Raw genomic sequence first — 12,512 nt, forward strand, 5'->3', positions numbered from 1 at the left:
GCAGCTTGACGGATCAGCAGGGGGTCAAGCCCCAAAGTGCAGCGCCTCGGTCGAGACCGCACGGACTCGGTGGCCGAAGCTGCTGATGTTGGTGAGCGTTGCGTTGTGGTGCTGAATCACCTGAGCCGCCGACAAATGCGCGTTGCCCTCCGACGTGTGGGCGTCTGCCACCAGCACAACCGGGTACCCCAGCGCCAACGCCCGGCGAACGGTCGTGTCGACACAGAACTCGGTATGCATGCCGCAGACGACCAGATCGGTCACCGCATGGTGTTTCAGGGTTTCCTCCAACTCGGTACGATGAAAAGAATCCACGGTGGTCTTGCGAATGCGCAAGTCAGGGGGTTCAAGGTGCAGGCCATGGGCCAGCTGCCAGTCATCCGTTTCAAACTCAAGGTAGCCGGACGTGGACTCGTGCTGTATGAAGATGACGACGGCACCTGCCACACGCGCCTTCGCGGCGACCTGGTTGATCCGATTGATCACTTGCTGTGACTCAAAAGCGGCGTGCTCGCCGTCGCACAGACCCTGTTGGACGTCAATGATGAGCAGTGCGGTTTTCATGGGTGGAGGAATCGTGCGTGGCAAAAGTTTCGTAGCCCTGATGCAGGCTGAGTTTCGTCAAAATCGGCATGTCTTACCCCGGTTTGCTTTCTTGGCAAACTCTTCGGTCCGTTGATCCATTCTATCGGTCTGCGGCGCTGGTTCACTTGCCAGGGCTTGCCTTGCCGCCGTTGCTACCCCGCGGCTTGATCGGCTTCAATTGCTATTAAAAGGATAGCTAATGGCGCATATCCCACGAGGGCTAGAGGCCAATTTTGCTAAAAAGTAAGGCAAACCACGTTTTGCACAACAATAGAGGCATGGAGGAATCTGGCTTGAACAATATGGTGCTGTGGTGGGTGGTGGCCCTGGGTGTGGTGAACGTGGTGTTGCTGTTGTGGCTGGCGCTGCGCCGTTCTGACGGCGGTGCCGCAGAGCAGGCTAAAGTGGAACTGCTGGCGGCGGTGAAAAGCGCGTCCGACCACACGGAGCGGCTGGAGCGTGAACTGCGCCGCGAGATCAGCGAGTCCTCGCGCGATGGGCGCCAGGAACTGACGCAAAACCTGGCCACGTTCCAACTGGCACTGGTGCAGCAGGGGGCAGAGGCCACGCGCACGCAAAACACGCAGATCGACGCCTTTGGCCAACAGCTGGCGTTGTTGCAAAAAACGCTGTCTGACACGCTCAACAACCAGCTCTCGGGCCTGAGCGAATCCAACGCGCGGCGCATGAACGAAGTACGGGAGACGCTGGAAAAACAACTCGTGCAACTGCAAACCACCAACGCCGCCAAGCTCGACGAGATGCGCGCCACGGTGGACGAAAAACTGCAGACCACCCTGCAAACCCGCCTGGGCGAAAGCTTCAAGCAGGTCGCCGACCGGCTGGAGCAGGTGCACAAGGGCCTGGGTGAGATGCAGACGCTGGCTCAGGGCGTGGGCGACCTCAAGCATCTGCTGACCAACGTGAAGACGCGCGGCATTTTTGGCGAGGCGCAACTGGCGTCGCTGCTGGAGCAGGTGTTTGTGGCGGATCAGTACGCGGCGCAGGTGGCCACGCGTCCCGGCAGCAAAAATGTGGTGGACTTTGCCATCAAGCTGCCCGGAAGATCCGACCACGGCGAGCCGCTGTGGCTGCCGATTGACGCCAAATTTCCCAATGAAGACTACGAGCGGTTGCTGGACGCGCAGGGCCGGGCCGACGTGCTGGGGGCGGAGGCGGCAGGCAAGGCGCTGGAGATTCGAATCCGCCTGGAAGCCAAGTCGATCTCCGAAAAATACGTGGAGCCGCCACACACCACCGACTTTGCCATTCTGTTCCTGCCGACGGAAGGCCTCTATGCCGAGGTGCTGCGCCGCCCCGGCCTGATGGAGGCGCTGCAGCGCGAGCACCGCATCACGCTGGCCGGGCCGACCACACTGCTGGCCATGCTCAGCTCGCTGCAGATGGGTTTTCGCACGCTCACGCTGGAGAAACGCTCCAGCGAGGTGTGGCAGGTGCTGGGTGCGGTCAAGACCGAGTTTGGCAAGTTCGGCGACGTGCTGGCCAAGGTCAAGTCGCAGACGCAAACGGTGCTCAATACGCTGGACAGTGCCGAGACCCGCAGCCGCGCCATGGGCCGTGCGTTGAAGAAAGTCGAAGCACTGCCCGAGACGCAGGTGCAGACCCTGATCCCGATGGACAAGGACTTTGACAGCGACGCGGAGGTCGACCGGGCGTGAGCTTGGCGCCCGCCCATCCGGCGCCGCCCCGTTTTGCACTGGCGCGCCTGATTGCCGGACAGATTTGCCTGCATGCCTGCATGGCCGGCATGCGCATGGCGTCGCCCCTGCTGGCTTTACGAGAGGGCTACAGCGCCATTGCGGTCGGGTTCCTGCTCGCCCTGTTTGCCCTGACCCAGGTCTTCCTGGCGCTGCCGGCAGGCCGCTACGTGGACCGGCACGGGCTCAAGCGTCCGGTCGGCTTTTGTGTTGTGGCCGCAGCGCTGGGCGCGGGGCTGGCGGTGGCATTTCCGGTCTTTCCCGTCCTGTGCCTCAGTGCCTTGATGACGGGAGGTGCAACCGGTGTGGCCGTCATTGCGTTGCAGCGCCATGTGGGGCGGGCCGCGCAGAACGCGACCGAGCTGAAAAAGGTATTCAGCTGGCTCGCCATTGGTCCGGCGGTGTCAAATTTCGTCGGACCGCTGGCAGCGGGGCTGCTGATTGACTACAGCGGTTTTCGCGCCGCCTTTCTGCTGATGGCCCTGCTGCCGCTGGCGACCTGGTTTTGGGTGCGCCGCACGGTGGAATTGCCACCGGTGCCGGTGGTTGTGGGCAGTGCGCCAAAGAAGGCATGGGACTTGTTGCGGGAGCCGATGATGCGCCGCCTGATGCTGGTGAACTGGCTCCTGTCTTCGTGCTGGGATGTGCACACGTTTGTGGTGCCCATTCTGGGCCACGAGCGCGGCTTGAGCGCCTCCGTGATCGGCACGATTCTGGGTGCCTTTGCCATCGCGGCGGCCTTTGTCCGGGTGCTGTTGCCGGTGTTTGCTGCCCACGTGCGGGAGTGGGTTGTTGTCGCCTCGGCCATGGTGATGACGGCGGTGCTCTTTGCGGTCTACCCGTTCATGGTCTCACCGCTGGCCATGGGTGCCTGTTCGGTGATGCTGGGGCTGGCGCTGGGGTCGGTCCAGCCCATGATCATGAGCACGCTGCACCAGATCACGCCCGAGGCACGGCACGGCGAGGCGTTGGGTCTGCGGTTGATGACCATCAATGCGTCCAGCGTGCTGATGCCGATGCTGTTTGGCACGGCCGGGGCGGTGGTAGGGGTGTCGGTGGTGTTCTGGGCAGTCGGCCTTGCGGTCGGCGCCGGGGCGCGGCCCGCCTGGCTGCTGCGGCCCGCATTGCGTCCTGTGCCATCGTCCGCGGACCGCTAGCCAGTCGGCGGTCTAGTGGACCTGTTGCATTTCACCCGAGAGCAAGACGCGTGTTCCTTTGTCTGCGCTTTGAACGGCGCTGACCAGCGCACGGGCCACTTGTGTGGCCGTGATGGCCTGGTAGTTGGCCGGAATCAGGGGTTTGAGCAGCGTCATGGCGAACAGGCCCAGCTTTTCCGCAGGACGAGCCGCTTGAGCCAGCGCCTCGCGGTCACCCGCCAGCATGGAGGGCCGCGCAAAGACCAGGGCCATGTAGCCCAGCTGGCTGAGAGCATCCTCCATCTCGCCTTTGACGCGGTTGTAGAAAACTCCCGAGCCGGCGCTGGCGCCCATGGCGCTGATTGCTCCCAATTTAGTAGCGCCTGCCGCTTTGGCTGCGCGGGCTACAGCCAGAACAGCGTCAAAATCGACAGCGCGAAAGGCCTGCTGACTGCCTGCCACCTTGATGGTGGTGCCCAGCGCGATGTAGACATCGTCCACGTGATCGATGCCGGGCAAGGTGTCCAGGGTGGCGAAATCCACCACATGACTGAACAGTTTGCTGTGCTTGACCGTCAACGGCCGGCGGCCCACACAGTGAACCGCCGTATAGCGTTTATCGGTTAAAAGAGCCGCGAGAACTTCCCGGCCCACGAGACCCGTTGCCCCCGCCACCAAAGCCACCCGTCCCGCCGCCGGAGCGACCGCCTGATCCGCCACCACCATAGGAACCTCCACCAGTACGGTTGCCCCCGCCAAAGCCACCGCCGCCGCGGCGGGCGCCGCGTTCGGCCATCATGTCCACACTGGTGCGCATCGGATCGGGCTGGCCTTGAGCCGGCCGCGCTGGTGCGCCGCCGCCATATCCACCGCCATTGCCGCCCGTGTTGCCACCACTATAGCCACCGCCGTTACCGCCGCGCCCCTGCGCGGGACGTTGGCCGGGGCCGCGTGCCGCCTGATCGCCGGCCGGGCTGTGGCTGCGCTGGCCGCCATTGCCACCACGTCCACCACCGTTGCCACCACGTCCGCCGCCGGCATTGCCGCCACGGTCGCCCTGGGCGCCCTTGGTTTCGCGGACCCGGGTCAGCATTTCAGTGCGCGCCGCCTTGGCCGCAGCCTGCATGACGTCACGGCTCGGCGGTTTGCCGGCACCACCCCAGACCGTCTGGCGGCCCATGGCGATGGGCTCGGCCTTTTCGCCGGGCTCGGGCATGAAGCCTTCTACGACCTGCACAGGAATATCCTGCTTGGTGAAGCGTTCAATGGCCTGCATGAAGCCTTCTTCGTCCAGACACACCAGGTTGGATGCAGTGCCGTCCGCACCGGCGCGGCCGGTACGGCCAATGCGGTGCACATAGTCTTCGCACACATTGGGGATTTCATAGTTCACCACGTGCGGCAGATCGTCGATATCAATGCCGCGGGCGGCAATGTCGGTGGCGACCAGCGCGCGAACGTCGCCGCTCTTGAAGCCGGCCAGTGCCTGGGTGCGGGCTGCCTGGCTCTTGTTGCCATGCAGCGCCATCGCCTGGATGCCGTTTTTGGTCAGGAACTCGGCGACGTTGTTGGCGCCGAATTTGGTACGGGTGAACACCAGCACCTGGCTCCAGTTATGTTCCTGGATGATGTGAGCCAGCAGGGCCTTCTTTTTGCCGCGGCCCACCGGGTGGATCACCTGCGTGATGCGCTGCACGGTGGTATTGCGCGGGGTCACCTGGATGCTCAGCGGGTTCTTGAGCAGCGTGGCAGCCAGGTCGCGAATTTCATCACTGAAGGTGGCCGAGAACAGCAGGCTCTGCTTGTCTTTTGGCACCACGGCCAGAACTTTCTTCACGTCATGGATGAAACCCATGTCCAGCATGCGGTCTGCTTCGTCAAGCACGAGGATCTGGACCTGACCCAGGTCGAGCACACCTTGTTGCAGCAGGTCCAGCAGGCGGCCAGGGGTGGCCACCAGAATGTCCACGCCTTTTTTGACACGGCTGATTTGCGGGTTCATGCCGACGCCGCCAAAAACGACGGTCGAAGACAGCTCCAGGTATTTGCCGTAGGTCTGCACCGACTCTTCCACCTGCGCCGCCAGTTCGCGGGTCGGTGTGAGGACCAGGGCACGAATGCCGACGCCGCCAAATTTGTTCTTCGGGGCTTCGCCTGCGCTCAGTTTGTGCAGCATGGGTAGGACAAAAGCGGCCGTTTTTCCGGTTCCGGTTTGTGCGCCGCCGAGCAGGTCATGCCCCTCCAGGACGGCCGGAATGGCCTGGGCCTGAATGGCTGTGGGGGTCTCGTAACCCTGCTCAAGCACGGCTTTAACGATGGCCGGAGCCAGATTTAGTTCTTCAAAGTTCATAGTGTGGCGCCTATCCTGGGCGCTATGGCATCGGCCCGTCTTGGTGTTTGAAACACCGAGTCAGTCAAAGGCAGATGGGGTACAAAAGTGGAACGTTGCGCAGAGGCATTGTTCCCAGCAAGGTGCTGGCATTGTGGGCAACTGACGCTCCACAACAAACTGCATTGTCGCACGAGCGGGGGATTTCGCCCTGAGCAGGCCCAAAACCCGGCCTGAACTGCCGCAATGAGCCTATTCGCAACAGTCTGTTAACGAGGCTGTTCACGGGCGCCTGCAACTGGGAGAATCTCACAGGCGGACCGAATAAGTAACTGGGGGACTGTGTTTGATGAAGAAATTTCTGCTTCGACGCATCGGTGTGGCGGATGACCGGTCCGGTGTTCGCCCGTCACTGCATGACTGCCTTGAGGTGGTGCTGCAGCAGGCAGATACCCTGATGGGTGAGGTACTCGAGGGCCTGGCCACTTCGATCACCCAGAAAAAGGGCAAGGAAAAGGGAAGTTTTGGTGATCGTGCGCCCGCCAACAAGCTCGCCATCGATTCGCTGTGCAGCCAGGCGTCCGCTGTCAAAAAGACATTCGCGGCGCAGTTGCGGCTAGGCATCTACAACAGTGGGTCGCAGGATTTCGCCGAGCAAACGCTGGTCCGTTTTGAGGATCTGCAGTTGCTCGACAGCCGACAGATCGATGCCAGCATTGAATTTGCCATGGTCCAGCAGGAAGTCTCCCGATGTGTTGACGACGTGCTTCCGGCGCTGAATGCACTGATCAGCAATCTGTTGGGCTGGATCACGGTACAGCCGCAGCTGAACCCCCTGAAACCGGAGGTTTTTGTTCGTGCACTGCAGGCCTGCCTGCTCCAGCATGTACCCGATGAACAGGGCCGATCCGCGCTGATCATGCCCGCCGCCGGACTGCTCGGCGTCAGTCTTCACCAGCTTTACCGGGAAATCTGCGTGTGGTTGCGGTCGCAGGGCGTTGAGGCAGCCACTCCGGTGGGAACCCCTGTTGGCGGTGGCAGCCTGGCGAAGGGGAAGGGCGCCGAGACCTCGGTTGCGCGCACATTGCTGACGTTGGACAAACTCCGAAAACTGCTGTCGGGTGAGCTGGACGGCGGTTCGGGAAATTCAAGTCTTCGGGATTTCACGCACACCGTGCCAGCCTCCTATGTGGCGCTGGAGGACATGAAGCTGGTCGAGCCCATGATGCGACGCCTGGCGCAGCGGGCCAGTCTGCCGTCGGACGACGGAGTCAATCCGGATATGTTCGCGCAGCAGATCGTGCGGGAACCAACCCAGGGCAAGCAGCTGGGCAAGCAACTGGGTGAGGAAGTGGTTCGCATGATGGTCGACAACCTCATGCAGGACGACCGGCTGCTGCCCAAGGTGCGCGACCTCATCAAGACGCTGGAGCCAGTGCTGCTGGCGCTCTCCCGGGCCGACGCACGTTTTTTCAGCGAACGGCAGCACCCGGCACGCCAGTTTCTGGACCGGCTCACCCACCGCAGCCTGGCGTACACGTCCGAGAACGACGAGGGTTTCTTCCGGTTTCTCAAGTCTATTTCCGATGCTGTTGGCGTTTTGACGAGTGGAGATGGCGATTCAGCCGCGTTTGCGCAGCTGTTGCGCGAACTGGAGGCCGGCTGGGGTCGCGATGAAACGGTACAGCGCCAGCAGCAGGAGGAAGCGGCTCTTGCGCTACAGCATGCCGAGCAAAGAAACCTGCTGGCGCAGCGCTGGGCCGACGACTTTCATGAACGCCAGAAGAACAAGGACATTCCTGAACTGGTGGCCGGCTTTCTGCGCGGGCCCTGGGCGCAGGTGGTGGCGCAATCCCAGTTGGGGTGTGCCGATGGCAGCGCTGATCCGGGCGGTTATCTGGCCTTGGTGGACGACCTGCTCTGGAGTGTGCAACTCCGTCTGACCCAGCGCAACCGGGCCCGGCTTGTGCAGATGGTGCCCAACTTGCTGGTCACGCTGCGTCAGGGCCTGCAGCTCATTCAGTACCCGGAGGATCGCATACCGGCCTTTTTTGACGCATTGATCTCGGTGCATGAAAAGGCCTTCGAAGGCCATCCAGTCAGGCCTGTGGCCCGGCCCGCAGATCAGTCGCCTCAAGAAAGTGTCGAGATGATGGAGGACGCCGGCTTCGATGATGCCGCTGAGTTCTGGGTCGCGGATGATGAGGCCCAGGAGTCCGGTTATCTGCCAGACGATGCCGAGCGACCGGGTGAGACTGTTCAGCGTCCCTGGTCCGTGGGGGACCTCAATACCGGGGTGTGGGTCGAATTGATCGTGAATGGGGTCTGGTTGCGTGCGCAACTGACCTGGGCCAGTCCGCACCGAACCCTGTTCATGTTCGTCTCACGCGGCGGTCTGGCTCATTCGATGTCACGCCGCACCATGGAGCGCCTGCGCATGCGGGGCTCTATCCGCTTCGTATCAGACGGTCATGTGGTTGACAATGCGCTGGATGCGGTGGCTCAGAGCGCTTTGCAGAATGATCTGGGCCAGGTGAGTCAATAGCGCTGATCCGGGGGGCGGCCGCGTGAAAACGGGCCAAGCGGGGATAATGCGGTATTTACCTCCAGAACTACCTCGCAAGACCAATGGCTCAATACGTATTCTCCATGAACCACCTCGGCAAGATCGTGCCGCCGAAGCGTTTCATTCTCAAAGACATTTCCCTCAGCTTTTTCCCGGGCGCCAAGATTGGCGTGCTGGGCACCAACGGGTCCGGCAAGTCCACGCTGCTCAAGATCATGGCCGGTGTCGACAAGGAGTTTGAGGGCGAAGCCATCCCCATGGCCGGCCTGAATATCGGCTATCTGCCACAAGAGCCGCAGCTGGACCCCGAGCAGACGGTGCGCGAAAGTGTGGAGGCGGGCATGGGCGACGTGTTGAAGGCCAAAGCCCGCCTGGAAGAAATCTACGCAGCCTACGGCGAAGAAGACGCCGATTTTGACAAGCTCGCCGAGGAGCAGGCCAAGATGGAAGCCATCATTGGCAGCGCTGGCACCGACTCCGAGCACCAGCTCGAGATCGCCGCCGATGCGTTGCGCCTGCCGCCGTGGGACGCCAAGGTGGGTCTGTTGTCGGGTGGTGAGAAACGCCGCGTTGCCTTGTGCCGCCTGCTGCTGTCCAAGCCTGACATGCTGCTGCTGGACGAACCCACCAATCACCTGGATGCCGAGTCGGTCGACTGGCTGGAGCAGTTCCTGCAGCGCTACCCCGGGACCGTGGTGGCCATCACCCACGATCGCTATTTTCTGGACAATGCGGCCGAGTGGATTCTGGAACTGGACCGTGGCAACGGCATGCCTTACAAAGGCAACTACAGTTCCTGGCTGGAGCAGAAGCAGGAACGACTGTCGCAGGAACAAAAAGGCGAAGAGTCACGCGCCAAAGCGCTCAAGAAAGAGCTTGAATGGTCACGTCAGAACCCCAAGGCACGCCAGGCCAAGAGCAAGGCGCGTCTGGCCCGTTTTGAAGAGTTGTCGGACTTTGAATACCAGAAGCGCAATGAAACCAATGAAATCTTCATCCCGGTGGCCGAACGCCTGGGCAATGAGGTCATCGAATTTGTCAATGTCAGCAAGTCTTTTGGCGACCGTTTGCTGATTGACAACCTGAGCTTCAAGGTGCCAGCGGGCGCCATTGTCGGCATCATCGGCCCCAACGGCGCCGGCAAATCCACGCTGTTCCGCATGATTGCGGGCAAGGAAAAGCCTGACAGCGGCGAGGTCAAGATTGGCTCCACCGTCAAGATGGCGTTTGTGGACCAGCACCGGGATGACCTGTCGAACGAAAAAACCGTCTGGGAAGACGTGTCCGGCGGGCTCGACATTCTGAACGTGGGCAAGTTCCAGATGGCCAGCCGCGCTTATTGCGGACGTTTCAATTTCAACGGCGCCGACCAGCAAAAACGCGTCGGTACCCTGTCCGGCGGTGAGCGCGGGCGCTTGCATCTGGCCAAGACCCTGATTGCCGGCGGCAATGTTCTGATGCTGGACGAGCCGTCCAACGACCTGGACGTGGAAACACTGCGTGCGCTGGAAGATGCCTTGCTGGAGTTTGCCGGATCGGTGATGGTGATCAGCCATGACCGCTGGTTCCTGGACCGTATCGCCACCCACATTCTGGCGTGCGAGGGCGACAGCCAGTGGACCTTCTTTGACGGCAATTACCAGGAATACGAAGCCGACAAGAAGAAACGCCTGGGCGAAGAGGGCGCTAAGCCCAAGCGCATGCGGTTCAAGGCGCTGAAGTAATCGGTAACGGTGACGCGTTCATGCGTGACGGCATGGACGACGTCAGGCTCTGAGCAACCTTCGCCGGACCAGTTCAATATGGTTGCGCAGGGCGTATAGCTCGTCCGCATACGACAAGGGCACGGTGATCTTGCCCACGCGCGTTTCCAGCTTGTTCAGTTCATCGACCAGACTCGGCGCCGAGTCCGGGCTTTGATTGGCACGGTCTTCGATTTCACGCAACTGCCTGTACCAGCGAAAAACCCGGGAACGGATTCTGAACTCGTACAGGGGCGGCACGATACGGCTCAGAGGCAGCAGAATTGCAATGATGATGCCCAGTGCCAGCCACATGCGCTCCACCAGATTTGCATAGGAAAAAGGCAGGTAGCGCTGCAGCATGGGCACGCCGTCGCGCATGGCGCGCTCAGCCTCTTTGGACAGGGGAAATTCGGTATTGGCCGCATTGGGGAATTCGCGGGCACGGCTGAACCAGCCGGCCAGGCCGTGCAAGCCCAGTGACGCCTGGGAGAAGAGTTGCAGCACGGCCGGATGCACAGTGTCCCGAGCCAACAGCGTCGTGGTAGGGGCCACCAGCCGCACGTCCTGGGCCGGAATGTCATTGGCCAGGTCGACGACACCGCGCGGCAGCGTCACCGGCGTCAAAAACGCGAAACGGCGCGAGTAGGCTTCGCTCTGCGCAAAATCCATCAGTTTCACACCGGGCGTCTGCAGCAGCATTTGGACCATGAGCGATTCGGGCGCCGAGGCGAATACCAGCGCATCCAGCTCGCCGTTCAAAAACGCCACGGTGGCCGGTGTCTGCTCCAGCCGGGACAGCGTCATGGCGCTGTCGTCAACGTGGTTGATCTCGAATAATTTGTCCATCAAGCTGGGCACGCCGCTGCCCGCGGTGCCCACATTGATGCGCAGGCCTTTGAGCTGGGTCAGTGCATTCAGGGTGGCATCCTTGGTTACTTTCTGCGCGGCTTCTGCGCGATAGAACAGCCACACGGGTTCGACGAACAGGCTTCCCAGCGAGACAAGCCCTTCGTGGCCACTGGTGGGCACAGCACTGCTGCCGCCCTGAACAAAACCGATGTCCGCCTTGCCCGTCGCCAGCCATTCAAGATTCTGTGACGAGCCTTCGCTGGGCAGAAGCTGCACCTCAATGCCGTAGGCGGCCATGGCCTTGGCATAGCGCTTTCCGAATTCTTCATAGGCACTCTGGGCGGGTCCGGTGGCCAGCGTCACGTGTCTGGACGGCGTCGGGTCAAGCCACCAGTACGCCAGCGCCAGCAACGCGATGGTCAACAGGACAAACGGGCCTGCCGAGGTCAGCATCTCGCGCAATGACAGCAGTGTGTAGCGGATGGATTTGGGCATGGTGTGCGATGTCGTGGCGAGTCAGGGAGCGGCAGGGGCGGACAGGTCATACGCAGCGGGCCAGCTCATGCCGCCCGAGCTGGCGCCCCTCGCGGCCAGCACCGCACGCACTACCGCGCGTGCGGTGACCTCGGCCGCCAGGGTGCTCAGCAGCAGCATGCCGGCTGGCCTGCCCGCTTTGCCGGTTCCCAACGCGAACAAGGTGTCTCCGTCGGACATGGTGTGCACCGGGTTGATCGTACGGGCCAGTCCGTCGTGTGCCACCTGGGCCAAGCGGTGTGCCTGGGCCTTGGTCAGAATAGCGTCGGTGGCAATCACGCCGATCGTGGTGTTGGTGCCCGCCAGCACCGGCTTTGGCGCCTGGCCGGCCAGGATGGCGTCGCGGGCGTTGAGCAGTGACAGACCATCCTGCGTTCTGGCACCCGCAAGAACCTGCCCGGTAGCGGGGTTGATGACGTCACCCATGGCGTTGCAGGCGATGATGGCGCCGACCGTGATGCCGTCGACTGTGACGGAGGCGGTGCCGATACCGCCGCGCATGGCGCGCTCCAGGCCAAAGACTTTGCCGACCAGTGCCCCAGCACCGGCGCCGACATTGCCTTCTGCAGGTGCGTTGTGGCTGGCGGCGACGCAAGCCTGGTAGCCGGCCTGGGCGTCAGGCCGGATTCTGGCGTCGCCCACAGGCAGATCAAACAGTACGGCGGCAGGCACGATGGGAACGAGACCGAAACCCACTCTCAATCCGATGTTGTTCTCTTCCAGCCACTGCATCACGCCGCTGGCCGCATCGAGCCCCCAGGCGCTGCCGCCGGCCAGTGTGATGGCGTGCACCTGGTCTACCAGGTTGGAAGGGTGCAACAGGTCAGTTTCGCGCGTGCCGGGCGCGGCGCCGCGCACGTCCACGCCGGCCACGGCGCCGTCGCGCGTGATGATCACCGTGCAGCCGGTGGGGCGGCGTGCGTCGGTGAAGTGGCCGACCTCAATGCCGGCGACATCGGTGATGGAGCCCCCGGAGCCGGCCAGGGCAACGCCAGGCGCTTGGTCAGATTCAGGAGGCCGGGAATGCGGGTCTGTGGACATAGCGTTTCA

9 protein-coding genes are annotated in these 12,512 nt (G+C 62.4%); 4 read left to right on the top strand and 5 right to left on the bottom strand.

Translation table 11 applies throughout. The annotated features are described in order from the left end of the window. Nucleotides 1-24: 24 nt before the first annotated feature. Nucleotides 25-564: a cysteine hydrolase family protein gene (locus tag Q7T10_RS01380; protein ID WP_304745086.1), complete on the bottom strand. Its 540-nt coding sequence runs from the start codon at nt 562-564 to the stop codon at nt 25-27. A 323-nt stretch (nt 565-887) separates the two neighbouring features. On the opposite strand from Q7T10_RS01380, the gene Q7T10_RS01385 reads away from it, so the two are divergent. Further along, a complete protein-coding gene (locus Q7T10_RS01385; RefSeq protein ID WP_304745171.1) occupies nt 888-2,264 on the top strand; it encodes a DNA recombination protein RmuC in 1,377 nt (458 codons plus the stop codon). Between the two features lie 89 nt (nt 2,265-2,353). Next, nucleotides 2,354-3,460, top strand: a complete 1,107-nt coding sequence (locus Q7T10_RS01390; RefSeq protein ID WP_370653707.1) for an MFS transporter — start codon at nt 2,354-2,356, stop codon at nt 3,458-3,460. A 12-nt stretch (nt 3,461-3,472) separates the two neighbouring features. Here Q7T10_RS01390 and Q7T10_RS01395 read toward each other — a convergent pair whose 3' ends face one another. Beyond that, the gene (locus Q7T10_RS01395; RefSeq protein WP_304745090.1) at nt 3,473-4,165 is read right to left on the bottom strand and encodes an NAD-dependent epimerase/dehydratase family protein; all 693 of its coding nucleotides are present in this window, start codon (nt 4,163-4,165) and stop codon (nt 3,473-3,475) included. Then, entirely contained in the window at nt 4,056-5,789 is a 1,734-nt protein-coding gene (locus Q7T10_RS01400) for a DEAD/DEAH box helicase (protein WP_304745092.1), read from the bottom strand. Before Q7T10_RS01400 ends, Q7T10_RS01395 begins: the two co-directional genes overlap by 110 nt. A gap of 328 nt (nt 5,790-6,117) precedes the next feature. Here Q7T10_RS01400 and Q7T10_RS01405 point away from each other — a divergent pair, with 328 nt between their 5' ends. Both Q7T10_RS01405 and ettA read left to right on the top strand, forming a co-directional pair. Beyond that, nucleotides 6,118-8,313, top strand: a complete 2,196-nt coding sequence (locus tag Q7T10_RS01405; protein WP_304745094.1) for a DUF1631 family protein — start codon at nt 6,118-6,120, stop codon at nt 8,311-8,313. A gap of 83 nt (nt 8,314-8,396) precedes the next feature. After that, nucleotides 8,397-10,058, top strand: a complete 1,662-nt coding sequence (gene ettA, locus Q7T10_RS01410; RefSeq protein WP_304745096.1) for an energy-dependent translational throttle protein EttA — start codon at nt 8,397-8,399, stop codon at nt 10,056-10,058. Nucleotides 10,059-10,100: 42 nt separating this feature from the next. Here ettA and Q7T10_RS01415 read toward each other — a convergent pair whose 3' ends face one another. Together Q7T10_RS01415 and Q7T10_RS01420 are read right to left on the bottom strand one after the other, a co-directional pair. Continuing rightward, nucleotides 10,101-11,423 (bottom strand): TAXI family TRAP transporter solute-binding subunit, encoded by a 1,323-nt coding sequence (locus tag Q7T10_RS01415; RefSeq protein ID WP_304745098.1) that lies wholly within the window; start codon nt 11,421-11,423, stop codon nt 10,101-10,103. A 21-nt stretch (nt 11,424-11,444) separates the two neighbouring features. Continuing rightward, the gene (locus Q7T10_RS01420; RefSeq protein WP_304745100.1) at nt 11,445-12,503 is read right to left on the bottom strand and encodes a P1 family peptidase; all 1,059 of its coding nucleotides are present in this window, start codon (nt 12,501-12,503) and stop codon (nt 11,445-11,447) included. Nucleotides 12,504-12,512 lie beyond the last annotated feature (9 nt).

This window comes from Rhodoferax sp. (genome assembly GCF_030646845.1).
Lineage (GTDB): Bacteria > Pseudomonadota > Gammaproteobacteria > Burkholderiales > Burkholderiaceae_C > Rhodoferax.